The organism is Spirillospora sp. NPDC048823 (assembly GCF_043198445.1).
Classification (GTDB): Bacteria; Actinomycetota; Actinomycetes; order Streptosporangiales; family Streptosporangiaceae; genus Spirillospora.
In genome coordinates, this window is sequence record NZ_JBICUT010000001.1 from 57,924 (window position 1) to 81,126 (window position 23,203).

The window sequence follows — 23,203 nt, forward strand, 5'->3', positions numbered from 1 at the left end:
GAAGTCACTCGCGGGCGGGGCTCGCGGCCCCGTCCGGTACCCCGGCGCGGCGACAGCGGGCTTGACACGTTTTAATTCGATGACCACAGTTTCGATGACCACACTTCACCGACCACACTTCACCCACCACAGCTCGACGACCACAGCTCGGTGATCACGCTGAAGCGGCACCACCACGCGGACGGACCGGGGGCACACAGATTGAGCACAGACGGCCGCACAGACGGCCGCACGGACGGCCGCACGGACGGCACCGGGCGTCCCGGGCCCCTCAGCCGGACCGTCGGCATCAAGCAGGTCGCGGCGCACGCCGGCGTCTCACCGGGCACCGTGTCCAACGTGCTCAACCGGCCCGAGCGGGTCGCCGAGCCGACCCGGATCCGGGTCGAGCAGGCCATCCGCGAGCTCGGGTTCGTCCGCAACGGCTCGGCGTCGACGCTGCGCGCCGGGCACAGCAGCACGATCGGGCTGATGGTCCTCGACCTCGCCAACCCGTTCTTCACCGACGTCGCCCGCGGCGTCGAGGACATCGCCAGCGAACGCGGCTACGCGGTGATCCTGTCGTCGTCCGGCGAGTCGGACGAGCGCGAGCAGCGCAACCTGCGGGTGCTCGCCGAGCAGCGGGTCCGCGGCGTCCTGCTGACCCCGGTCGGCGATGACGGCGAGGCCGCCGACCGGCTGCAGGAGCGGGGCGTCCCCGTGGTGCTGCTCGACCATCCGACGCCCCGCGCGAACCAGTGCTCGGTCGCCGTCGACGACGTCGCGGGCGGCGAACTCGCGGTCGGCGAGCTGCTGGACGGCGGCGCCCGCACGCTGGCGTTCGTCACCGGGCCCAGCGTGCTGCGGCAGTGCACCGACCGCCGCAAGGGCGCGCTGCGGGCCCTGCGCGCCGCCGGTCTCGGCCGCGAGGTGATGCGCGAGGTGACCGTCGGGGCGATGAACGCCCGGTCCGGGCAGGAGGCGGCGCGGCGGCTGCTGGAGGCCGGCCCGCCGCTGCCCGACGCGATCTTCTGCGCGAACGACCTGCTCGCGCTCGGGGTGCTGCGCGTCCTGCTGCAGGCCGGGCTGAAGGTCCCGGCCGACATCGCGCTGATCGGGTATGACGACATCGAGTTCTCGGCGGCGGCCGCGGTCCCGCTGAGCTCGGTGCGGCAGCCCACCTACCAGCTCGGCCGGATCGCGACCGAGCTGCTGCTGGAGGAGTGCGACGAGGCGGGCGGGCATGCTCACCAGCAGGTCATGTTCCAGCCCGAGCTGGTGGTCCGCGAATCCAGCCGGCCGGGGACCGGAGGCGACGCGGGCACCGCGGGAGGCACCACATGAAGGTCGCACTGTTCCTCACCTGCGTGAACGACACGATGTACCCGGAGACGGGCAAGGCGATGGTGCGGCTGCTGCGGCGGCTCGGCCACGACGTCGAGTTCCCGGCCGGGCAGACGTGCTGCGGGCAGATGCACCTCAACACCGGCTACCGGCGGCAGGCCCTCCACCTGGTGAAGGGGTTCGCGGAGACGTTCGAGCCCTACGACGCCGTCGTGACGCCGTCCGCGTCATGCGCCGCGATGATCCGCGACTGGCATCCGAAGCTGGCGCCGCGGACCGCCGGGGTGGCGTCGCGCGTGCGTGAGCTGTCGGAGTTCCTCGTGGACGTGCTGGGCGTCACCGATGTGGGCGCCTACTATCCGCACCGCGTCACCTACCATCCGACGTGCCATTCGCTGCGGATGCTGCGCGTCGGGGACCGGCCGCTGCGGCTGCTGCGGGAGGTCCGCGGCATCGACCTGGCCGACCTGCCGGACGCCGCCGAATGCTGCGGGTTCGGCGGGACGTTCGCGCTGAAGAACTCCGAGGTGTCCGCCGCGATGTGCGCCGACAAGGTCACCGCCGTCCGGAAGACCGGCGCCGAGACGCTGTGCGCCGCCGACAACTCCTGCCTGATGCACATCGGCGGCGCCCTCACCCGGACCCGCGCCGGCGTGCGGACCGTCCATCTGGCCGAGATCCTGGCCTCCACCGAGGAGGACCCCTCATGACCTCCGGTTCCGCGATGCCCACGTACGTCGGGATGCCGTCCTTCCCGGACGCGGCCCGCCGCGCGGTGGCCGACACGCGGCTGCGCGGCAACCTCGCCCACGCGACCACCACGATCCGGGGCCGGCGCGAGTCCGCCGTCGCCGAGCTGAGCGACTGGCCGGAGCTGCGCGAGGCGGGCAAGCAGATCAAGGACCACGTCCTGGAGAACCTCGGCCACTACCTGCGCCTCCTGGAGGAGAAGGTCACCGAGGCGGGCGGGACGGTGCACTGGGCGCGGGACGCGGGCGAGGCGAACCGGATCGTCGCCGGCCTCGTGAAGGCGACCGGCGAGACCGAGGTCGTCAAGGTCAAGTCGATGGCCACACAGGAGATCGGCCTGAACGAGTTCCTCGCCGGGGAGGGCGTCACCGCCTACGAGACCGACCTCGCCGAGCTGATCGTCCAGCTCGGCGACGACCGGCCGTCGCACATCCTCGTCCCCGCCATCCACCGGAACCGCGCCGACATCCGCGACATCTTCCTGCGCGAGATGGAGGACGTGCCGGAGGGGCTGACCGACTCCCCCGCCGCGCTGGCGGAGGCGGCCCGCCGGCATCTGCGCGCCAAGTTCCTGTCGGCGAAGGTCGCCGTGTCGGGCGTGAACTTCGCCGTCGCCGACAGCGGCACCCTCGTCGTCCTGGAATCGGAGGGCAACGGGCGGATGTGCCTCACGCTCCCCGAGACGCTGATCTCGGTGATGGGCGTGGAGAAGATCGTCCCGAGCCTGCGGGACCTGGAGGTGTTCCTGCAGCTGCTGCCCCGCTCGTCCACGGCCGAGCGGATGAACCCCTACACCTCCACCTGGACGGGCGTGCACCCCGGTGACGGCCCGCGCGACTTCCACCTCGTCCTGCTGGACAACGGCCGTACCGACACGCTGGCCGACGAGGTGGGCCGGCAGGCGCTGCGCTGCATCCGCTGCTCCGCGTGCCTGAACGTGTGCCCGGTCTACCAGCGCGCGGGCGGTCACGCCTACGGGTCGCCGTATCCGGGGCCGATCGGCGCGATCCTGTCCCCGCAGATCAGGGGCATCGGGTCGGACGTGGACGCCTCGCTGCCGTACGCGTCGACACTGTGCGGGGCGTGCTTCGACGCGTGCCCCGTCGCGATCGACATCCCGGAGGTGCTCGTCCATCTGCGGGCCCGGGCCGTCGAGAAGGGCCCCCGCCATCCGCTGGAGCGGGTCGCGATGACGGCGGCCGGGTGGACGCTGCGCTCCCCCACCCGGCTCGGGCTCGCGCAGCGCGCCGCGTCCGCGAGCCGCCGCGTCGTGGCGCGCGGCGGCCGGATCCGGCGGCTGCCCGGCCCGCTCGGCGCGTGGACCGAGACGCGGGACGCCCCCGCGCCACCGCCCGAGTCGTTCCGCGCCTGGTGGGCCCGCACGGGCGGACGCGAAGACACGGGCGGACGCGAAGACACTGGCGGACGCGAAGACACTGGCGGACGCGAAGACGGACGCGGCGGACGCCGCGGGGAACGCAGAGCCGGAGAAGATCACTCAGGGGGGAACCCGTGAACGCGCGTGAGGAGATCCTCGGCCGGATCGGGGAGATCGTGCCCACCCGCCCGGCCGCCGAGGTCGCCGCCTCCTACGGCCGGATCGACCGGAACTACCTGCGCCGCCACCACGACGGGTCGGCGGCGGCGGGCGTCCTCGACCTGTTCGCCGAGCGGGTCGCCGACTACCGCGCGACGGTCCTGCGGGTCTCCCCGTCCGGCGTGCCGGCGGCGATCGCGGAGCGGCTCTCCGCCCGGCCCGGAACCTACGGCGTGCCCGGCGACCTTCCCGCCGAATGGCTCGCCGCGACCCGGCCGGTCGCGGGGACGGGCGTCCCGCTCGTCCGGGACCCGGAGATCGCGTCGCTGGACGGTCTGGCGGGCGCGGTCACCGGCTGCGCCGCCGCGATCGCCGAGACCGGCACGGTCGTCCTCGACCACGGCGCCGCGCAGGGGCCCCGCGCGCTGTCGCTCGTCCCCGACTACCACCTGATCGTCGTCCTCGCCGATCAGGTCGAGCCGGACGTGCCCGAGGCCCTGGAACGGCTCGACCCCCACCGGCCGCTGACGCTGGTGTCCGGCCCGTCCGCCACGAGCGACATCGAGCTGTCACGGGTGGAGGGCGTGCACGGCCCGCGCACGCTGGAGGTACTCGTCGTCTCATGAGCCTCGCGACCTTCGCGGCCGTCGACCTCGGGGCGTCCAGCGGGCGCGTCATGGCCGGACGTGTCGGCCCGCACACCCTGGAACTGGACGAGATCCGCCGCTTCGCCAACCGTCCCGTCCGCGTCAACGGCACTCTGCACTGGGACATCCTCGGGCTTTACGGCAACGTCCTCGACGGTCTGCGTTCGGCCCCGCCGGGGCTGGCCTCGGTGGGCATCGACTCGTGGGCCGTCGACTACGGCCTCCTGGATGCGGGCGGGCGCCTGCTGGGAAACCCCGTCCACTACCGCGACGCCCGCACCGACGGCGTCATGGACCGCGTGCGCGCGGAGCTGAGCGACGACCTCCTCTACGGGACGTCGGGTCTGCAGTTCCTCCCGTTCAACACGATCTACCAGCTGGTGGCGGACGACCTGTCCCGGACGGGCACGCTGCTGCTGATCCCCGACCTTCTCGCCTACTGGCTGACGGGAGAGATCGGCGCCGAGCGGACCAACGCGTCCACGACCGGCCTGCTGGACGTCCGCGGCGGCACCTGGTCGCGTGATCTGCTGACGCGCCTGAACCTTCCGGCGGAGATCCTGCCGCCCCTGCGGAATCCGGGTGAGATCGTCGGGACCCTGCGCGGGGACGTGGCGGGCGAGACCGGCCACCCCGGTCTGCGGGTCGCCGCCGTCGGCTCCCACGACACCGCCTCCGCCGTCGCCGCCGTCCCCGACACCGGCGAACGGTTCGCCTACATCTCCTGCGGCACCTGGTCCCTGGTCGGCGTCGAACTGGACGCGCCCGTCCTGACCGAGGCGAGCCGCAAGGCCAACTTCACCAACGAGGGCGGCGTCGACGGGACGGTCCGCTACCTGCGCAACGTGATGGGCCTGTGGCTCCTCCAGGAGTCCCTGCGGACCTGGGGCGACGCCGAACTGCCCGCCCTGCTCGCCGAGGCGGAGCACGTCCCGGGCCTGCGCCGCCTCATCGACCCCGACGACCCGGAGTTCCTGCCGCCCGGCGACATGCCCGCCCGCATCGCCGCGCACTGCCGCCGCCGCGGCTTCCCCGCGCCGGTCACCCGCGCCGAGACGGTCCGCTGCATCCTGGACAGCCTCGCCCTGGCGCACCGCGCGGCACTCCGCCAGGCGTCCCGGCTGTCCGGCCGGGAGATCGACGCGGTCCATCTCGTCGGCGGCGGCAGCCGCAACGACCTGCTGTGCCGCCTGACCGCCGACGCGGCCGGCCTCCCGGTCGTCGCAGGCCCGGTGGAGGCGACCGCGCTCGGCAACGTCCTGATCCAGGCCCGTGCGCACGGTGTCATCGGAGACCTGGCGGAGGCCCGTGCCCTCGTCGCCGGGACGCAGGCGCTGCGCCGCTACGCACCGTCCGGCGACGAGTCCGCATGGGCGGCCGCCGCCGCCCATCTCGGCCTGGAGCGCTGACGGATCGGCCTGGGGCGCTGACGGAGCCGGCCGGGCCGGATAAGGATGTCACGACGACGAGACGGTTTACCCTCCCGAGGTTGACATGCGGCCCCCCAGGACGGTTGATGGCAGTGAACGTTGGTGGCAGTGACATTGGTGGCAGTTGAGCATTGGTGGCTTGAGCACTGGTTGCTTGAGCACTGGTGGCAGTGAACGCCGATGTCATTGGGAGGAACGGTCACGGAGGAGACCGGTCCGTGGGATGGCGCGCTGGCGGGAGGCGGGTTGTCCCACCTTATTGACGTTCCACCCGATAGGGTGAGTCTCGCCAGTTCTCAGGAACCGCAACGATGAGCAAGATCACGGCGTATCGGCCGCCTGTCGCTGTTGGGGTGTGGACATGGAGGGTCGTTCGGCCCGCGATGCCGGGGATCGGTCCGGCAACTCTCCGCTGGTTGGGCGACAGGCCGCGCTGCAGGACATCGGCCGCGCTCTCGACGCGGCCGAGCGCGGCTACAACTTCTTGGCGCTGATCGGCGAGCCGGGCGCGGGCAAGACGCGGCTGCTGAACGAGCTGGCGGACGCGGCCATCGCGCGGAAGCTGCCGTTCGTGGCGGGCCGCGCGGCGGAGTTCGAGCAGGAGATGCCGTTCGGCGCGGTGGTCGACGCCCTCGACGACCACCTCGAAGAGCACACGCTGAGCCTGTCCCCCGCGGCGCTGCGGCTTCTCGGGACGGTCTTTCCCGCGCTGGGCGACCTGTCCGACCCGGCTCAGATCACCGGCGGCGCCGGCTCCCCCGACTCGCACGTGGCCCGGTACCAGCTGCACCGCACCGTCCGGCACCTGCTGGAGCACCTCGCCGACCCGCACGGGCTCGTGCTGATCCTGGACGACCTGCACTGGGCCGACGACGCGACGATCGAGCTGATGGACCATCTGGTCCGGCATCCGCCGCGCGCCCGGGTGCTGGTGGCGGTCGCCTACCGCCCCGCGCAGGCGTCGCCGCGGCTGGCGGCGCTGGTGGACGCCGCGGGGCCGCAGGGCGCGCGGATCACCGCCGACCCGCTCACCCAGACCGAGGTGGCGGAGTTCCTCGGGCCGGGCGTGAGCCGGTCGCGCTGCGAGTCGCTGTTCAAGGCCAGCGGCGGCAACCCGTTCTACCTGGAGGCCCTGTCCAAGATGGGCGAGGGGGCCGGCCCGGCGGGACGTGACGAGACGCGGTTGCAGGACGAGAACGGTGTCGCGAGCCTGACCGAGGTGCCGCCCGCGGTGCGGGCCGCTCTGCAGGTGGAGCTGAGCGCCCTGCCGCCCGAGGCGCTGCTGATGGCGCGGGGCGCCGCCGTCGCCGCCGACGTGTTCGAGCCCGCCCTCGCCGCGGTGGCCGCGGAGATGGAGCAGAACGCCGCCTTGACCGCGCTGGACGTCCTGACCGGCCATGACGTGGTCCGTCCAGCGCCGGGTGGGCGGTTCAGGTTCCGGCATCCGCTGGTGCGGCACGTTGCCTACGCGTCGACGGCGGCGGGCTGGCGGATCGCCGCGCATTCACGGGTGTCGTCGCGGCTGTCGGAACTGGGCGCCCCGGCGGCCGTCCGCGCCCATCACGTGGTGCGGTCGGCGCGGTTCGGTGACCGCGAGGCGATCGGGACGCTGGTGGAGGCCGCCCGCGTCGTCGCGCTCCAGGCGCCCGGCACCGCCGCGTACTGGCTGAAGGCGGCGCTGGAGCTGATGCCGGACGCCGCCGGCGCGCAGCACCCTGACAAGACCCGCTCCCCAGATCAGACCGGCTCCCCGGACAGGACCGGGTATCCGGACAAGGTGGAACTGCTGGTCGAGCTGGCCCACATGCAGGCCGTCAGCGGCCACGCCGAGGAGGGCCGCGAGACCGCCCACACACTGCTGGGCCTGCTGCCGCCCGACGACACCGTCCGCCGCGCCCGGACGGTCCACATGTGCGCGATCATGGAACGGCAGGTCGGCCGGATCCACGAGGCCCGCGCGATCGTCCTGGACGAGCTGCGCCGCACCACCGACCGGCAGACCCCCGAGGCGGTCCTGCTGCGGATCCGGCTCGTCGCCGACCGCATCCAGCGGGCCGACGGCCGCGGGTCGCAGGCCATCCTGGACACCATCCCCGACAAGGCCCCCGGGTGGGGGCCGGGGCTGACGGCGGCGGTCGCGTCGATGCGCCCGATCGTCGCCTACGTCCGGGGGGAGGTCGAGGAGGCCATCGGGCACGCGCAGACCGCCGACCAGCTGTTCTCGGCCGCGTCCGACAACGACTTCGCCGACTGCCTGGACTGCTTCGCCTGGCTGGTGTTCGCCGAGTCGTTCCTCGGCATGTACGACCCGGCGCTGCGGCACGCGGAGCGGCTCGTGTCGATCACCCGGACGACCGGGCAGACGTTCATCCTCGGCTACATGCTGGCCGGGCAGTCCCGCGTCCTGGCGCAGCTGGGCCGCATGGAGGAGGCCGCCGCCGTCGCCGACGAGGCCGCCGCGGTCGGCCGTGACCTGCGCTCGCAGGAGGTACTGGCCTACGGGCTGATCCAGCAGTGCCTGACGGCGAGCTGGATGGGCGACCACGACCGGGCGCTGCGGGCCGGTGCGGAGGCGGTCGCCAACGACACCGGGTCGGGCGAGTGGTGGACGCACATGGCGCACGTCGCCCACGCCCTCGCGGTCGTCAACGAGGGCAGGCTGGAGGAGGGCGCCGCCGCGCTGATCGCCGCGTGCGGCGACGGCACGCTGGGCCTGGACTTCAGCACGCTGGTGATCTGCGCGGAGGCGCTCGCGGGGGTCCGCGCCGCGCAGGATGACGCCGGCGACGCCGCGAACTGGGCCGACATCGCCGAGGCGATCGCCGATCCGATGATGACCGGTGACGTCGGCCTGGCGCGGCTGACCCGCGCCCACGCGATCCGCGCCGCCGACCCGGCCGGGTCGGCGGCGCTGGCCGCCGAGGCCTCCGAGCTGCTCGCCAAGGCCGGGCGCCGCCCGGATGCGGGACGCGCCGACCTGGCCGCCGGCCTCGCGCACGCGGCCGCCGGCGACCGCGCCCGGGCCCGTGAGCGGGTCCGCGCGGCGGCGGAGACCTTCGAGGCGTGCGGGCTGCGGGGCCTGCACGCCCAGGCCGTCCGTGAGCAGCGGCGGCTCGGTGTCCGGGTGCCGGGCGGACGCTCCGCTTCGGGCACGGCCAAAGGCGCGAAGGGCACGAAGGAGAAACTGCGGTTCGGGCTGTCGCCGCGCGAGCACGAGATCGCCATGCTCGTCGTGGAGGGCTGCAGCAACCAGCAGATCGCCGAACGCCTCTATTTGAGCGTCCGGACGGTCGAGACCCACCTGTCGCGGGTGTTCGCCAAGATCGGCGTCTCCTCGCGAGTCGGGGTGGCCACCAAGATGAACCGGCCGGAGTAATCGGGCCGGAGTGATCGGGCCGCAGCGAACGGACCGCAGTGAACCGGGCGGAGTGAACCGGGCGGAGTGAACCGGGCGGAGTGAAGTGGCAAGGGTGAAACGCCCAGAGTGAACCACGCGGGCCGATTTCGACTCTTAGTTCACGTAGGTCCCGTAGGTTCGGCGCGCCCGGCGACGCACGTAAGTACGGGTTCTCCACGATGCCGAGCCGTTGTACGCGTTTGGCAAGGTTAGGGCGTCAGGAACCGGAGGGGATGGACACATGGACCAGCAGCGGATCGCGCGCTTCACCCGCGCGGGCGTCGCCGACGCCGAGGTGTCCGCCCACCCCTTCTCCACCGAGGACGGGATGGGCCTGAACCTGACCCGGTTCCGCCGCGCCGACTGCGACGATGTGGTCCTGCTGGTGCACGGGCTGACGACGTCCAGCGACATGTACATCATGCCGGAGCACACCAACCTGGTGAACTTCCTGCACGACGCCGGGTTCGGCGACGTGTGGGCGCTGGACTTCCGGATGAGCGGGCGGTTCCCGTACAACGCCGAGACCCACCGCCACAACCTCGACGACGTCGCGCTGTACGACCACCCGGCGGCGCTGGCCGAGCTGCGCCGCCACGTCGAGGGCAGGCGGGTGCACGTCATCGCCCACTGCCTGGGCTCGGTGTCGTTCTCGATGGCGCTGTTCGCCGGGACGGTCACCGGCATCACCAGCCTGGTCTGCAACAGCGTCTCGCTGACCCCGCGGACGCCGGCCTGGTCGAAGATCAAGCTGGGGTACGGGCCGGCGCTGATGGAGTACGCCGTCGGACCGTGCCACCTCGACCCGCGCTACGGGAAGGCCCCCGTGCTGACCCGCGGCTGGATGCTCGCCAAGGCGGTCGCGCCGTTCCATCGCTCGTGCGACGAGCCCGCGTGCCACATGCTCAGCTTCATGTGGGGCGGCGGGAAGCCGATCTTCTCGCACGACAAGATGTCGCCGGTCACGCACGGCCGCCTGCCCGACCTGTTCGGGGCGTGCAACGTCCACTACTACCGGCACATGCACACGATGGTGAAGGCCGGCCGGGCCGTGAAGTACGACCGCGGGAACCCGGGCCACGCGGACCTGCCGGACGACTATCTCGCGGACGCCGCGTCGGTCACCACGCCGATCCTGTTCCTCACCGGAGACCGCAACAACGTGTTCACCGACTCCAACATCGTCTGCCACCACCTGCTCGAATCGATCACGCCCGGTCTGCACGAGCTGGCGATCCTGCCCGGATACGGCCACCAGGACCCCTTCATGGGCGCGAACGCCGACGCCGAGGTGTTCCCCCAGGTCCTCGACTTCCTGAAGCGGAAGGCGAGCTGACCATGGAGCATGTAGGCGGGGAGCATGTAGGCGGAGGGCATGCGAGCGGAGCGCATGTAGGCGGGGAGCATGTGGACGCCGTCGTCGTCGGGTCCGGGTTCGGCGGGTCCGTGGCCGCGTACCGGCTGGCGGAGGCCGGACGGTCGGTCGTCCTGCTGGAGCGCGGGCAGCCGTACCCGCCGGGCTCCTTCCCGCGGTCGCCCCAGCAGATGGGGCGCGCGTTCTGGGACCCGGCCGCCGGGCTGTACGGAATGTTCGACGTGTGGCGCTTCAAGGGCTGCGACTCCGTCGTGTCGTCGGGGCTGGGCGGCGGCTCGCTGATCTACGCGAACGTGCTGCTGCGCAAGGACGAGAACTGGTTCGTCCACGACCGGCCGCTGCCCGGCGGCGGGTACGAGCCGTGGCCGATCTCGCGCGCCGACCTCGACCCGCACTACGACGCGGTCGAGAAGATGCTGGGCGCGACTCCCTACCCGCTCGACCAGGTCCCCTTCGACGACACCCCGAAGACGCACGCGATGCAGGACGCGGCGGCGGAGCTGGGGCTGCAGTGCACGCTGCCGCCGCTGGCGGTCAGCTTCGCGTCGCAGCCGGGCGGCACGCCCGCGCTGAGCCTGCCGATCGCGGACGCCGGGTACGGCAACATCCACGGCGTCCCGCGGCGGACGTGCCGGCTGTGCGGCGAGTGCGACATCGGCTGCAACGAGGGCGCCAAGAACAGCCTCGACCACACCTACCTGTCGGCGGCGGCGCACCACGGCGCCGACATCCGCACGTCTCGCGAGGTGAAGGCGCTGCGGCCGCGGCCCGGCGGCGGGTACGAGGTCGACTACGTCCACCACGCGGATCTGACGGCGGGTGAGAGCCGCCCGCCCGTCCGGACGATCACGTGCGACCGGCTGATCCTGGGCGCCGGCACCTACGGCACGACGTTCCTGCTGCTGAAGTCGCGGGAGGCGTTCCCGGGGCTGAGCGACGCGCTCGGCACCCGGTTCAGCGGCAACGGCGACCTGCTGACATTCCTGATGCGGGCCAAGGACCGCAACCGGGTCCGGCCGCTGAACGCCAGCCGCGGCCCGGTGATCACCACCGCGATCCGGCTGCCGGACGAGCTGGACGGCGTGCCCGGCGCCGGCCGCGGCGCCTACATCGAGGACGGCGGCTACCCCGGGTTCACCGACTGGATCGTCGACGGCATCGACATCGGCAACGACTTCGAGCGCGCGGTGAAGTTCCTGTGGGACCGGTTCACCGACCTGTTCCGGGACGCGCCCGACACCAACCTGTCCAAGGAGATCTCGGACCTGATCGGCAACGGGGCCCTCACGGTCAGCTCGCTGCCGCTGCTCGGCATGGGCCGCGACTCCGCCGACGGGCGGCTGCACCTGAAGGAGGGACGGCTCGCCGCCGACTGGACGGCGGAGACCAGCGAGGAACTGTTCAGCCGGGTCCGCAAGACCATGCAGCGCATCGCGGACGTCCTCGGCGCCGACTACGCCGACAACCCGATGTGGTTCCGCAAGCGCATCATCACCGTCCATCCGCTGGGCGGCGCCCCCATGGGCGTCCACCCGGGCGAAGGCGTCTGCGACGCCTTCGGCGAGGTGTTCGGGTTCCCGGGCCTCTACATCGCCGACGGGGCGGCGATGCCGGGACCGGTGGGCCCGAACCCCTCGCTCACGATCGCCGCGCAGGCCGACCGGCTGGCCACGCGGCTGCTTGAGGACGCGTCCGCACAACGGGGTGCGGGCGGCTCCGCCACGACCGTCCCGTCTGCCACGGGGGCCGAGCCGGTCGGGGGAACCGGCTCGCCGGACGGGGCGGGGAACGGCTCGGCGTACGGTCCGGATTCGGGGCGCCACGGAGGGACACGGGGACCGTCCACCGTGGCGGCGGACCGTACGTCGCTGTCGTTCACCGAGGAGATGAAGGGGTTCGTCACCTACGGGGAGACCGATCCGCGGATCGGTGAGCTCGCCGACGGCCGCCGCCCGCTGTCGTTCCGGCTGACGATCACCGCGGAGGACACCGACCGGTTCCTGTCCGAACCGGGCCACGAGGCGCGCGCCGAGGGGTGGGTCGACGCCGCCGGCCACGGGGGCCGGTGTCCCGTGGAACGCGGCACGTTCAACCTGTTCGTCGCCCCCGGCGGGCCCGGGGCGGATGACGGGCGCGGGCAGGTTGACCGGCGGCTGATGAAGTACCGGCTGTTCTACACCGACGGCGATGGCGCGCGGCGCACGCTGAGCGGGCAGAAGGACGTCCTGCACGGGCCGCCGACGCGGATCTGGCCGGACACGTCCACGCTGTACGTGCGGGTGCTGGACGGCCATGTCGGTGAGGACGAGGAGGACGGCGCCGAGGTCGTCGCGGCGGGTGTGCTGCACATCCAGCTGACGGACTTCGCGCGGCAGCTCACGACGTTCCGGACGGCGGGGCCGGGCGGAGTGGAGAAGCTGCTGAGCTTCGGCAGGTTCTTCGCCGGTGAGCTGTGGGAGGTCTACGGCCCCGATCCCGTGTGAGCGGGAGGGGCCCGACGGGGGCCATGTTCGTGCAGGCCGAGGGAACTGCGGGGTGCTCTCGGCCTGCACCTTTTCGCCGGAGGTCGCGCGGGGGGTCGCGCGGCCTCCGGCCCCATGGTGTCCGGGGGGACGCCGCCGGACCCTGGCGTGTCCGCCGGGCTCAGATGTCGCCGGCCTGGCGGGCGGGGCAGTCCGGGGGGCACTTCTCGACGTGCGCGGGCAGCCAGCGGGTGAAGGCCGAGATCATGTGCCGGAACACGAACCGCATCAGCGGGCCGGTGCCGGGGATCAGCGGCTCGAGCTCCGCCTCCCAGCGGATGGCGGTACCGGAGTCGCGGGCCTCCAGGTGGACGTCCGACCGGTAGCGGCGGACGGGCAGCCCCGACAGGGCGATGTAGGCGAAGTGCGTGTACGGCTCGCAGACGACGGTCTGCTCGCTGGCGGGCCCGATCTTCTTGACCGTCCCGACGCCGTAGGTGGTCGTGTCGCCCTTGCGTGTCTGCTTGGCGGAGGTGGGGAACCTGCCCCACGCGCTCCACGCCTCGGGGACGGCCAGATGCCGGAACAGTTCCTCGGGCGTGGCGGTGGACGTGGCGGTGGCCTGGATCATTACCGAAAGGTAGCCAGCCGGGCACCGCGGACACAAGCGCCCCTCCCCGTCTGTGTCAGTGACCACTTGCATGCGTGCAATTCGGTGCGCCCGTATCGGTGCGCCCGTATCGGTGCGGACGCGGTCAGCGGGCGATGCCGTACAGGCGCTCGACGCGGAGGCGGATGACGAGGCGGCGGTCCTCGACCATGGCGCGGCGGTAGTCGTCCCAGTCGGGGTGTTCGCCGCGGATGTCCCGGTACACCGCGACGAGTTCCTCCACGGCCGCGTCGCCGGGGTCGGCTGCGACGGCCGACAGGTCGGCGCCGCCCTCGGCGACCGCGTACGACCAGCCGTCCGGTGAGCTGACGTGCAGGCTCGCCCGCGGGTCGCGGGCCAGGTTGCGGGCCTTGGCGCGGTCGGCGGTGACGGAGATCCGGACGAGCCGGCGGTCGGGATCGAAGTGGTAGTTGATGTTGGACAGCTGTGGCCGCCCGTCGCGCTTGAGGGTGGCCAGCACCCCGAGGTCGCGTTCCGCCACCAGCTTCGCCAGCGCCGCGTCGTCCGCCATCGTCCGCCTCCGTTGGGTAGTTCCGGTTTCCGTCGACAACCCCGCGGCGGATCGATCCCTTCCCGCCCCCGGGAGGGGATCCGGGCGGGCTACCTGGACGCGAGGGCGGGGAAGTCGAGGACGCGGGCGCCGGGGGCCGGCCCGATGTCCGATCCGTCCCGCTCACCGCCCGCGTCGCCCGCATCGTCGCGGCCGTCGCGGCGGGCCGCGCGGCCGGTGAGGATGTGGCCGCGGAACGACGCGCCCTTCGCGGTCACCTTGATGGCCTGGAACGCCCCCGGCGGCAGTGCGCAGAACCCGGTGCGGACGACGTCCTCGAACAGCGAGTCGGAGACGACGTAGGCCAGGTCGCGGTCCGCGTCGTCCACCAGCAGGCGGCGCAGCGGCGCGGCGTCCAGCAGCCGCTGGACGACGATGGGCGCGTCGCCGGCGGGCCCGAACGGCCCGGCCGTCAGCGTGCCGTGGTGCAGGGAGAGCCGCACCCGCAGCCTGAAGCGGCCCGCGTCCCGGTTGACCTCCCGCAGTGCCTCGGCGAGGCGGATGACGAAGTCGCCGGCCACCGGTGCGGGGTCGATCCCGTCCGGCAGCGTGGCGAGTTCGCCGTCCCCGCCGACCTGTTTGTCCCAGCGGCCGCGGTCGAGGCCGACGCCGCGTGCCGCGTGGTCGAGCGCGTCCGACAGCTGTCGCTGCGCGAGCAGCTGCTCGCGTGTGTCGCGCTTGCTGTACCCCTGGATGTCCACCGCCAGCAGCAGGCGGTAGATGAGCTGCGTGTTCCCGTTCCCTTTCATCACCATGCCGATCCGCCCCTCGGTCCTGTGTGGGCAAATGGGCCTGATGCCCGCATTCGCTCCAAGCGTGGAGTGAGCGTTGCCCGGCGGAGGTCCGCCGCGGTGGGTCGTCTGGCTGGTGGGTCGTCTGTGGGTCGTCCGGCATTAGGACGCGGCCGGCGGGCGGCACGCGCCAGAGGTAAGGAAAAGGTAGCGAACTAGTAAGGGCTGAACTGGAAAATCCATGGTGAATCCATGGTGAATCGTGCGCCGTTGAACCTCCGGCCGCCGGGATCCCGTACTGCCTCCCAACGTGACACCAGGCTCACGGTCACCGCGTCGCCCAGCCCCCGCACCCGCCGGAGACCCCCGATGGCCCACAGATCACCGACCGCCGTGTCGGCCGCGCGAGAACGACCCGCCGGCCCGTGGAGCTGGTTCCGCGGCCCGCAACCCTCGGGCGGTGTCGACGACCAGGTGATCGTGACCGAGCTGTACCGGGTGTACGGCCGCCCGCTGCTGTCGTTCGTGCTCCGCCTCACCGGCGGCGACCGGCACTGGGCCGAGGACGTCGTGCAGGAGACCATGATCCGCGCGTGGCGCAGCGCGCACCAGCTCGACGAGAACGCGGCCTCGCTGCTGCCGTGGCTGGCGACGGTCGCCCGCCGGATCGTCATCGACGACCAGCGCCGCAAGAACGCCAGGCCGCAGGAGGCGGGCGAGGGCCCGCTGGAGAACATGCGCGTCCCCGACGGGTTGGAGGATCTGCTGCGCTCCGTCGTCGTGTCCGAAGCCCTCCTCGCGCTGTCCCCGGCCCACCGCGAGATCCTCAACGAGACGTTCTTCCGGGACCGTTCGGTGAACGAGGCGGCCAAGCATCTCGGCATCCCCGTGGGCACCGTGAAGTCCAGGGTCTACTACGCGCTCCGGGCGCTGCGCGTCGCCCTGGAGGAGAGGGGTGTGACGCCATGAGCGCGGACATGCTGCACATCGACGTCGGCGCCTACGCCCTCGGCCTGCTGGAGGAGCCCGACAGGCGCGCGTTCGAGGCGCACCTGCCGACGTGCGCCGCCTGCCACGAGGAGCTCGGCGAGCTGCGCGGGATCGCCCGGACGCTGGACGGCATCGGGCCGATCGCCGAACCGGCGGGCGCGATCCCGGTGCCGCCGGAGCCCGCGGTCGTTTCGGACCTGATGCGGCACCGGGTCCGCAAGCAGCGGCGGTACCGCGCGGCGCGGGCGTTGGCCGCGGCCGCCGCCGGGGTCGTCCTGCTCGGCGGGGCGCTCGGCACCGGGTTCACGCTCGGCGCCGACCGGGAACAGGAACCGCCGGCACAGCCCGACACCGGCACCGCCGCGCTGCTGCGGGACGGCGACCAGGTGTCGGCGTCCGACGCGGGCACCGGCGTGACCGGGACGGTCGCGATGCAGGGCAAGGCGTGGGGGAGCCGGATCGGGCTGAAGCTCAGCAAGGTCCGCGGACCGCTGCAGTGCGAGCTGGTCGCCGTGGACGGGCGGGGCGACGCGCACACGGTCGCCGGCTGGTCCGTACCCGCCAAGGGGTACGGGCTGCCCGGGTCCGCGCAGCCGCATCTGACGCTGCAGGGCGGCACGGCGTTGAACCCCGAGGAGATCAGCCGGTTCGAGGTCCGGACCATCGGTGAGGGCCGCACGCTGCTGACCGTCCCGGCGTAGGCCCGGCGGATACGACCGCGCAGGCAGACCAGCGGCGCGTTCCCACGGCCCGGCCGCACCGGCCCGCGGGAACGCGCCGCCGCCCTGCGTACCGGGGCCCTGCGTACCGGGGCCCTGCGTACCGGGCCCTGCGTACCGGGGCCTGCCTACCGGGGCCTACCTACCGGTGCCTGCCTACCGGGGCCTTACGTACCGGGGCCGCGTGTCTCATAGGCTGATGTGGTGAGTGCGATCCGATCGTCCGCGAGCCCGGAGCTGATGCTGCCGGGGCTGCGCGAGGTGTACGCGGCCTACGTCCGGGAGGCCGGCGCCCTGCCGTCGCTGCCCGGCCCGCTGCAGGCGGAGGTGTGGGTGTCCGCGCAGCTCGGCGGCCTGGAGGCCGCGGCCCCGCACGTGCAGGGGCGGCGCGCCGCGCTCGGCGACCTGATCACCTGCCTGCGGGCGGCGGCGACTCCGGGCGCGCGAGCCTTCCTGCGGGCACTCGCCGTGATCGGCCCGGTGGAGGGACGCAAGGCGGCGGGACGCGCGGCCGACGGGCTCGGGGACGTCCCGGCGGCGCCCTGGGAGGGGTCGCTCGGACGCGTCGTCCCAGGCCAGGTGTGGCTGATCCAGGAGGGGCCGCTGGACGGCGACCGCCTCGTCTGCGAGTTCCGCTACGAGGACGCGGGCACGCGCGGCATGCACGCACTGGCGGTGCGGATGTCGCACGGGGACGCCCCCTCCGAAGTGGTGATCGTCGGGGACGTCCCGGCGCTGATGGGGGCGGCGCGGCAGGCGATGCAGGCGGAGCTGTGCGTCGTCCAGCCCTACGACCCCGCGGCCGTCGGGCCGAGGCTCCGCGCCGCCCTCGGCAACGCGGAGCCGCTGCCCGAGGGGTGTTATCCGGCGCTGGCGCTGGCTCGCCACCGCGCCGCCCTCCTGCCCGGCGGCTGACCGGGCGGCCGGGCCGGCGGCGTGGCACCGGCCTCGTGGCCGAGTACGGCTAGCGGCCCATGGCGCGGTAGCGGCGCACCGACAGCGGGATGAACACCGCCGCGATCACCAGCGGCCACACCAGGGCCATCAGGACGCTGTGCTGCGCCGCCCACGAGGCGCCCGTCTCCGCGTGCCCCGGGGCGCCGAACAGGTCCCGGCACGCGGTGACGGTCGCCGACATCGGGTTCCACTCGGCGATCGCGCCCAGCCAGCCCGGCATCGTGCTCGGCGCGATCAAGGCGCTGGACAGGAACCCGATCGGCCACACCAGGATCTGGATCGCCGCGACCGACTCCGGTCCCTTGGCGATCAGGCCGAGGTAGATGCCCAGCCACACCAGCGAGAACCGCAGGAGCAGCAGGAGCCCGAACGCGGCGAGGGCGCCCGCGGCGCCGTCGTGGACGCGCCAGCCGATCAGCACGCCGCACACCGCCATGACGGCCAGGGCGGCGACCGAGTGCAGCATGTCGGCGGTGGCGCGTCCCACGACGACGGCGGACTGGGCCATCGGCATCGCCCGGAACCGGTCGGTCACCCCCTTGGCGGCGTCACCGGCGACCGCGGCGAACGTCGTCTCCACGCCGAACGCCATCGTCAGCGCGAACATGCCGGGGACGATGAACTCGCGGTAACCGCCGCCGCCCGGGACGTCCATCTGGCCGCCGAACAGGTAGCCCATCATCAGCACGACCATCACGGGGAACAGCAGCGCGAGGGCCACCTCGCCGGGCCGCCGCGCCCAGTGCGCGAGGGCCCGCCCGGTCAGCGTGCGGCCGTCGGCGACGGCCCACCGCAGGGTCTGGACGCTCATGAACGCACCCCCTCCCTGTCGTCGCCGGCGTACTCGTCGCCGGCGGTGTCGGTGTTGTCGGTGTCGGTGTTGTCGGTGTCGGTGTTGTCGGTGTCGGTGTCGGTGTCGGTGCCGGTGTCGGTGCCGGTGTCGGTGAGGTGCAGGAACACCTCGTCCAGCGTGGGGCGGCGCAGGCCGATGTCGGCGACGGTGATGCCCGCCTCGTCCAGGGCCCGGACGGCCTCGGTCAGCGTCGCGGCGCGGCCGGTCACCGGCGCCCCGATTCGCAGGGCCTCGGCGTCCACGTCGACCTCGCCGGACGCGACGCGTCCGACGATCGCGGCGGCGGCGGTGAGCGACCCGGGGTCGTCCAGGACGACCTCGATCCGGTCGCCGCCGAGCCGTGCCTTCAGCGTGTCGGGGGTGCCCTCGGCGATGGCGCGGCCGTGGTCGATCACGGAGATCCCGGTGGCGAGCCGGTCGGCCTCCTCCAGATACTGGGTGGTGAGCAGGACGGTCGTGCCGCCGTCCACCAGGGTGCGGATCGCGTCCCACACCTCGTTGCGGCCGCGCGGGTCGAGGCCGGTGGTGGGCTCGTCCAGGAACAGCACGGGCGGTGCGAGGATCATGGACGCGGCCAGGTCGAGGCGGCGCCGCATGCCGCCGGAGTACTCCCCGGCGGGCCGGTCGGCGGCGTCGGTGAGCCGGAACCGCTCCAGCAGCTCGTCCGCCCGCCGCCGCGCCCGTTTCGCGCCGAGGTGGTAGAGGCGGGCGAACATGACGAGGTTCTGGCGTCCGCCGAGCACCTCGTCGACCGCCGCGTGCTGCCCGACGAGGCCGATCCTGGTGCGCACCTCGGCGGCCTCGCGCACCACGTCGTGCCCGGCGACGCGGGCGGTCCCCCCGTCCGGCGCGGTCAGGGTCGTCAGGATCCGGACGGCGGTGGTCTTGCCGGCGCCGTTCGGGCCGAGCAGCCCGTGCACGGTGCCGGCGGGCACGCGCAGGTCGAGCCCGTCCAGGGCGCGGGTACCGCCGTAGCGCTTGCGCAGGCCCTCGGCTTCGACCGCGAACCGTGATTCGGCCACGCGTCCTCCCCAGCTGTGTGCGCCAAAACTATGTACGCAGTACGGATTTACCATCGGGAGCAATATAACGTACTAGGTACAGAGTTTCATCCCTGGAAGGATGCAGCGGGTGACGACCGAGTACAGCGGGGCCGGTGATCCCCGCCGCAGCCTGGAGCTTCTCTGGGGGGTCAGGGAGGCTCCCAAGCGCGGCCCCAAGCCCCGCCTGACCGCCGAGAAGATCGTCCGCGCCGCGATCGGGGTGGCGGACGCCGAGGGCCTGGACGCCCTGTCCATGCGCCGCATCGCCGAGGACCTGGACGTGTCCGCCATGTCGATCTACACCTACGTCCCGGGCAAGGCCGAGCTGATCGACGTGATGGTGGACCGTGCGTTCGGCGAGCTGTCGCCGCCGTCCCACACCGGCTGGCGGGCGCGGCTGGACCACATCGCCCGCGACAACTGGGCGCTGTTCCACCGCCACCCATGGCTGCTGCGGGTGACCCTCGCGCGCCCGCCGATGGGCCCGAACACGATCGCCAAGTACGAGCACGAGCTGAGCGCCGTGGAGGGCGTCGGCCTCACCGACCTGGAGATGGACTCGGTCGTCGCCCTCGTCACCGGCTTCGCCGAGAGCGCCGCCCGGGTCTCGGTCAACGCCGCCGAGGCCGAGCGCCGCAGCGGCATCAGCGACATGCAGTGGTGGGAGGCCGTCGCACCCGTCCTGGACGCTTTCGTGAACGAGGACGACTACCCGCTCGGCACCCGCGTCGGCACAGCCGCCGGGGCGGAGTACGGCTCCGCCATCGCACCCGGCCGCGCCTTCGAGTTCGGCCTGGCCCGCGTCCTGGACGGCATCGAGGTCCTGATCAGCTCCCGCTAGCGCGCTTGGTCCGCTTCGTCGGGACGGCCCCGGCCGGGTCCTCGGGCCACGGATGCTTCGGGTAGCGTCCGCGCAGCTCGGCCCGGACGGCCTTGTAGCCTTCGCGCCAGAACGAGGCCAGGTCCGCGGTGACCGCCGCCGGGCGTCCCGCCGGGGACAGCAGGTGCACGACCAGCGGCACCCGCCCGCCCGCGAGCCGGGGCGCCGCGTCCCACCCGAACAGCTCCTGCAGCTTCACCGCCAGGACGGGCCGCTCCGGCGCGTAGTCCACCCGGATCCGCGACCCGGACGGCACCTCGACCCGCTCGGGCGCGTACTCGTCGAGCCGCCTCGCCTGCTCCCACGGCAGCAGCCCGCGCAGTATCGCCGCGACGTCGAGGCGCCGCAGGTCGGCCCGGCGCCGCGCGCCCGCCAGCCACCCGGGGGCGCCCTCCAGCAGCGCATCGTCGCCGACGTCGGGCCACGGCTCGCCGAGCGCCTCATGCAGGAACGCGAGCCGCTCCCGCAGGGCGACGGCGGCCGGCGTCCAGTTCAGCAGGCCGAGCCCTTCGGCGCGCACCCCGTCCTGCAGCGCCGCCCGCACCCGCTCCGGATCGGGGTTCCGCAGCGGCGCCGCCTCCAACTCGATCGCGCCGAGCCGCTCGACCCGGCGGGCCGCCACATCCCCGTCCCGCCAGGCGATCTCCTCGGCGGTCTCCAGCAGCGGCGCCGCGGCGAACCGCGCCACGTCCTCGTCGATCACCACGGCCTGCCGCACCCGCGCCGACGCCGACCCGGCGGGGCGGTCGGCCGCCGCGACCGCGAGCCACTCCGGCCGCGCCGCGGCCAGCGCGGACCCGCCGGCGAGCACCGCCCCCGTCCCGGACGCCATCAGGTGGCCGCTTCCCCGCCGCGCCCGCGCCACCCGCTCCGGGAACGCCAGCGCCACCACGACCCCCGCAACGGCGTCGTCCCCGCGCCCCGCCCAACGCGAGGCCGTCCGCCTCGCCGCCGGCGCTCCCCGGCCGGGCGGGCGGTCCCGCCGGGACGTCCCGCCACCGCCGGCGTCTCCCCCGCCGACCACGTCGGCGCCGGCGGCCGCGCTCACATCGGGCGGCGCGTCCCCGGCGGGCGGTCGGCCGGCGGCGTGGAGACGTGCCGTGAGGGCGTTGCGGAGGCGTTTGGTCTCGTCGCGCCAGCGGGCCGCGTGGGCGTCGGCGGGGCGGCCCGCGCGGCGGAGCGCGCGCCAGGTGGCGGTGAGGTCGTCACCGGCGGAACGGGGCGGAGGTTCGGACAGCAGGGCGACGATCTCGGCGGCGGCGCCGGCTCCGACCTCGGAGGCGCCGTCGATCAGGGCGCGGGCCAGGCGGGGGTGGAGGCCGACGCGGGCGAGGGCGCGGCCGCGGTCGGTGACGCGGCCGCCGTCCACGGCGCCGAGGGCGCGCAGGGTGGTCCGGGCGGCGTCCAGGGCGGCGGGCGGCGGCGGGTCGGGGAGGGCGAGGCCGCCCGCGCCGGGGTCGCCCCAGCAGGCGGCCTGGAGCGCGAAGCCGGTGAGGTCGGCCAGTTCGATCTCGGGGCGGGGCCGGGCGGGCAGGCGTTCGTGCTCGGCCTGCGTCCAGCAGCGGTAGACGGCGCCGGGGGCCTCGCGTCCGGCGCGTCCGGCGCGCTGACCGGCGGTGGCGCGGGACGCGCGGACGGTCGTCAGGGCGCCGAGGCCGCGGGCGTGGTCGGTGCGGGGTTCGCGGGCGAGGCCGCAGTCCACGACCGCCCGGACGCCGGGGACGGTGAGGCTCGACTCGGCGACGGAGGTGGCGAGCACGACGCGCCGCTGGTCGGAGGGGGCGAGGACCGCGTCCTGCACCGCCGGCGGCGCCTGCCCGTGGACCTGCAGGACGTCGGCGGGGACGCCGCCGAGCAGGCCCGCGACGCGGGCGATCTCACCGGCGCCCGGCAGGAAGCACAGGACGTCGCCGGCGCGTTCGGCCAGGGCGCGGCGGACGGTGGCGGCGACGTGGTCGAGCAGCGCCGGGTCGACGCGCATGCCGTGCGGCGGCGGGACGGGCCGGGGCGGCGGAGACCAGATCGTCTCGACGGGGTGCAGCGCGGCCGCGGTCTCCACGACGGGGGCCGCGCCGCCGTCACCGCCGAGGAGGCGCGCCCACGGGCCGGTGTCGGCGGTGGCGGACGCTGCGACCAGCCGCAGGTCGGGGCGGAGGGCGGCGCGGACGTCCAGCAGGAACGCCAGCGCCGTGTCGGCGTCCAGGTGCCGCTCATGGCATTCGTCCAGGATCACCGTGCCGATGCCGGCGAGTTCGGGGTCCGACTGGAGTCGCTGCAGGACGACGCCCGTGGTGACGACATCGACGCGGGTGCCGGGACGGGTCTCTCCGCGGACGGTGACGCCGACCCGGCCGCCGGGGCGTTCGCCGAGGAGCCAGGCCATGCGGCGGGCGGCAGCGCGGGCGGCGAGGCGGCGCGGTTCCAGAACGAGGACCTTGCCGCTGGTGGGCGGGCCGGGGGCGCGCGGGCCGTCCTGCCGGGGCGCGAGCGCGAGTCCGGCGAGCGCGAGGGGGACGAGCGTCGTCTTGCCCGTCCCGGGAGGCGCCGCGAGCACGGCCGCGCCGCGCTCGTCCAGGGCCGCGCGCAAGGCGGGGACGGCGTCGCGGACGGGCAGGCTCTCGGCGGCGCGGAGGTGCATCCGACCAGTGTGCCCGGTGCCGGTGAGTGATCGTTCATGCCGGAAAAGCAACCGAAACGAAAAAGGCTCCGAGCGTTGCGGTGATAGTTGCACCGTGCCTTTCAGCCATTCGTGGTGGACACTTAAAAGTTTTCCCCGGGAATCGGAGCCGCAACCACGGGAAACGCCAGGTGGGCAATGATGTCAAGACCCGCGCTTGCCTTTCCGTTTGGTTTACGTCACCTTGCGAACTGTAGCGACAATGCCGAACG

18 protein-coding genes are annotated in these 23,203 nt (G+C 73.7%); 12 read left to right on the top strand and 6 right to left on the bottom strand.

The annotated features are described in order from the left end of the window. The first annotated feature begins 201 nt into the window (after positions 1-201). The 8 genes from ACGFK0_RS00230 to ACGFK0_RS00265 all read left to right on the top strand — a co-directional run bounded on the left by ACGFK0_RS00230 (position 202) and on the right by ACGFK0_RS00265 (position 12,942). Entirely contained in the window at positions 202-1,323 is a 1,122-nt protein-coding gene (locus tag ACGFK0_RS00230; RefSeq protein ID WP_392897778.1) for a LacI family DNA-binding transcriptional regulator, read from the top strand. Further along, complete coding sequence (locus ACGFK0_RS00235) at positions 1,320-2,033, top strand: (Fe-S)-binding protein (RefSeq protein WP_392897780.1); 714 nt, start codon at positions 1,320-1,322, stop codon at positions 2,031-2,033. The genes ACGFK0_RS00230 and ACGFK0_RS00235 overlap by 4 nt, the downstream gene beginning before the upstream one ends. Further along, positions 2,030-3,589 (top strand): LutB/LldF family L-lactate oxidation iron-sulfur protein, encoded by a 1,560-nt coding sequence (locus tag ACGFK0_RS00240; protein WP_392897782.1) that lies wholly within the window; start codon positions 2,030-2,032, stop codon positions 3,587-3,589. The genes ACGFK0_RS00235 and ACGFK0_RS00240 overlap by 4 nt, the downstream gene beginning before the upstream one ends. Beyond that, positions 3,586-4,236 carry a lactate utilization protein C gene (locus ACGFK0_RS00245; protein WP_392897785.1) on the top strand — a complete coding sequence of 217 codons (651 nt, stop codon included), beginning with the start codon at positions 3,586-3,588 and terminating at the stop codon, positions 4,234-4,236. The genes ACGFK0_RS00240 and ACGFK0_RS00245 overlap by 4 nt, the downstream gene beginning before the upstream one ends. After that, positions 4,233-5,666, top strand: coding sequence for a rhamnulokinase family protein (locus ACGFK0_RS00250; protein ID WP_392897788.1), 1,434 nt, complete (start codon positions 4,233-4,235; stop codon positions 5,664-5,666). Before ACGFK0_RS00245 ends, ACGFK0_RS00250 begins: the two co-directional genes overlap by 4 nt. A gap of 382 nt (positions 5,667-6,048) precedes the next feature. Beyond that, positions 6,049-9,063 (top strand): AAA family ATPase, encoded by a 3,015-nt coding sequence (locus ACGFK0_RS00255; protein WP_392897791.1) that lies wholly within the window; start codon positions 6,049-6,051, stop codon positions 9,061-9,063. A gap of 262 nt (positions 9,064-9,325) precedes the next feature. Continuing rightward, a complete protein-coding gene (locus ACGFK0_RS00260; protein WP_392897793.1) occupies positions 9,326-10,420 on the top strand; it encodes an alpha/beta hydrolase in 1,095 nt (364 codons plus the stop codon). Positions 10,421-10,491: 71 nt separating this feature from the next. Next, positions 10,492-12,942, top strand: coding sequence for a GMC oxidoreductase (locus ACGFK0_RS00265; RefSeq protein WP_392897796.1), 2,451 nt, complete (start codon positions 10,492-10,494; stop codon positions 12,940-12,942). Between the two features lie 160 nt (positions 12,943-13,102). On the opposite strand, the gene ACGFK0_RS00270 is transcribed toward ACGFK0_RS00265, so the two are convergent. The 3 genes from ACGFK0_RS00270 to ACGFK0_RS00280 form a co-directional block, all read right to left on the bottom strand. Beyond that, the gene (locus tag ACGFK0_RS00270) at positions 13,103-13,552 is read right to left on the bottom strand and encodes an SRPBCC family protein (RefSeq protein ID WP_392897799.1); all 450 of its coding nucleotides are present in this window, start codon (positions 13,550-13,552) and stop codon (positions 13,103-13,105) included. Between the two features lie 124 nt (positions 13,553-13,676). Continuing rightward, on the bottom strand, positions 13,677-14,102 hold the full coding sequence (locus ACGFK0_RS00275; protein WP_392897802.1) for a PPOX class F420-dependent oxidoreductase: 426 nt from the start codon (positions 14,100-14,102) through the stop codon (positions 13,677-13,679). A gap of 89 nt (positions 14,103-14,191) precedes the next feature. Next, a complete protein-coding gene (locus ACGFK0_RS00280; RefSeq protein WP_392897805.1) occupies positions 14,192-14,896 on the bottom strand; it encodes a hypothetical protein in 705 nt (234 codons plus the stop codon). A 456-nt stretch (positions 14,897-15,352) separates the two neighbouring features. Between ACGFK0_RS00280 and ACGFK0_RS00285 the strand changes: the two genes are divergently transcribed. The 3 genes from ACGFK0_RS00285 to ACGFK0_RS00295 all read left to right on the top strand — a co-directional run bounded on the left by ACGFK0_RS00285 (position 15,353) and on the right by ACGFK0_RS00295 (position 17,496). Then, a complete protein-coding gene (locus ACGFK0_RS00285) occupies positions 15,353-15,841 on the top strand; it encodes a sigma-70 family RNA polymerase sigma factor (RefSeq protein WP_207400443.1) in 489 nt (162 codons plus the stop codon). Continuing rightward, positions 15,838-16,563, top strand: a complete 726-nt coding sequence (locus ACGFK0_RS00290) for an anti-sigma factor family protein (protein ID WP_392897807.1) — start codon at positions 15,838-15,840, stop codon at positions 16,561-16,563. The genes ACGFK0_RS00285 and ACGFK0_RS00290 overlap by 4 nt, the downstream gene beginning before the upstream one ends. Before the next feature lie 222 nt (positions 16,564-16,785). Further along, entirely contained in the window at positions 16,786-17,496 is a 711-nt protein-coding gene (locus ACGFK0_RS00295) for a hypothetical protein (RefSeq protein ID WP_392897809.1), read from the top strand. A 49-nt stretch (positions 17,497-17,545) separates the two neighbouring features. Here the strand turns inward: ACGFK0_RS00295 and ACGFK0_RS00300 are convergent, their stop codons facing one another. Both ACGFK0_RS00300 and ACGFK0_RS00305 read right to left on the bottom strand, forming a co-directional pair. After that, a complete protein-coding gene (locus tag ACGFK0_RS00300) occupies positions 17,546-18,349 on the bottom strand; it encodes an ABC transporter permease (protein ID WP_392897811.1) in 804 nt (267 codons plus the stop codon). Next, entirely contained in the window at positions 18,346-19,413 is a 1,068-nt protein-coding gene (locus ACGFK0_RS00305) for an ATP-binding cassette domain-containing protein (protein ID WP_392897814.1), read from the bottom strand. The genes ACGFK0_RS00300 and ACGFK0_RS00305 overlap by 4 nt, the downstream gene beginning before the upstream one ends. Before the next feature lie 100 nt (positions 19,414-19,513). On the opposite strand from ACGFK0_RS00305, the gene ACGFK0_RS00310 reads away from it, so the two are divergent. Beyond that, the gene (locus ACGFK0_RS00310; protein ID WP_392897816.1) at positions 19,514-20,275 is read left to right on the top strand and encodes a TetR/AcrR family transcriptional regulator; all 762 of its coding nucleotides are present in this window, start codon (positions 19,514-19,516) and stop codon (positions 20,273-20,275) included. Here the strand turns inward: ACGFK0_RS00310 and ACGFK0_RS00315 are convergent. Beyond that, positions 20,262-22,952: an ATP-dependent RNA helicase gene (locus ACGFK0_RS00315; protein ID WP_392897819.1), complete on the bottom strand. Its 2,691-nt coding sequence runs from the start codon at positions 22,950-22,952 to the stop codon at positions 20,262-20,264. The genes ACGFK0_RS00310 and ACGFK0_RS00315 overlap by 14 nt on opposite strands. Positions 22,953-23,203 lie beyond the last annotated feature (251 nt).

Bases quoted from the DNA above. Each gene is read 5' to 3' on its own strand.
- ACGFK0_RS00235 (WP_392897780.1), top strand. From the start codon at position 1,320: ATGAAGGTCGCACTGTTCCTCACCTGCGTGAACGACACGATGTACCCG.
- ACGFK0_RS00250 (WP_392897788.1), top strand. From the start codon at position 4,233: ATGAGCCTCGCGACCTTCGCGGCCGTCGACCTCGGGGCGTCCAGCGGG.
- ACGFK0_RS00310 (WP_392897816.1), top strand. From the start codon at position 19,514: ATGCAGCGGGTGACGACCGAGTACAGCGGGGCCGGTGATCCCCGCCGC.
- ACGFK0_RS00315 (WP_392897819.1), bottom strand. From the start codon at position 22,952: ATGCACCTCCGCGCCGCCGAGAGCCTGCCCGTCCGCGACGCCGTCCCC.
- ACGFK0_RS00275 (WP_392897802.1), bottom strand. From the start codon at position 14,102: ATGGCGGACGACGCGGCGCTGGCGAAGCTGGTGGCGGAACGCGACCTC.
- ACGFK0_RS00260 (WP_392897793.1), top strand. From the start codon at position 9,326: ATGGACCAGCAGCGGATCGCGCGCTTCACCCGCGCGGGCGTCGCCGAC.
- ACGFK0_RS00240 (WP_392897782.1), top strand. From the start codon at position 2,030: ATGACCTCCGGTTCCGCGATGCCCACGTACGTCGGGATGCCGTCCTTC.
- ACGFK0_RS00290 (WP_392897807.1), top strand. From the start codon at position 15,838: ATGAGCGCGGACATGCTGCACATCGACGTCGGCGCCTACGCCCTCGGC.
- ACGFK0_RS00255 (WP_392897791.1), top strand. From the start codon at position 6,049: ATGGAGGGTCGTTCGGCCCGCGATGCCGGGGATCGGTCCGGCAACTCT.
- ACGFK0_RS00300 (WP_392897811.1), bottom strand. From the start codon at position 18,349: ATGAGCGTCCAGACCCTGCGGTGGGCCGTCGCCGACGGCCGCACGCTG.
- ACGFK0_RS00270 (WP_392897799.1), bottom strand. From the start codon at position 13,552: ATGATCCAGGCCACCGCCACGTCCACCGCCACGCCCGAGGAACTGTTC.
- ACGFK0_RS00280 (WP_392897805.1), bottom strand. From the start codon at position 14,896: ATGGTGATGAAAGGGAACGGGAACACGCAGCTCATCTACCGCCTGCTG.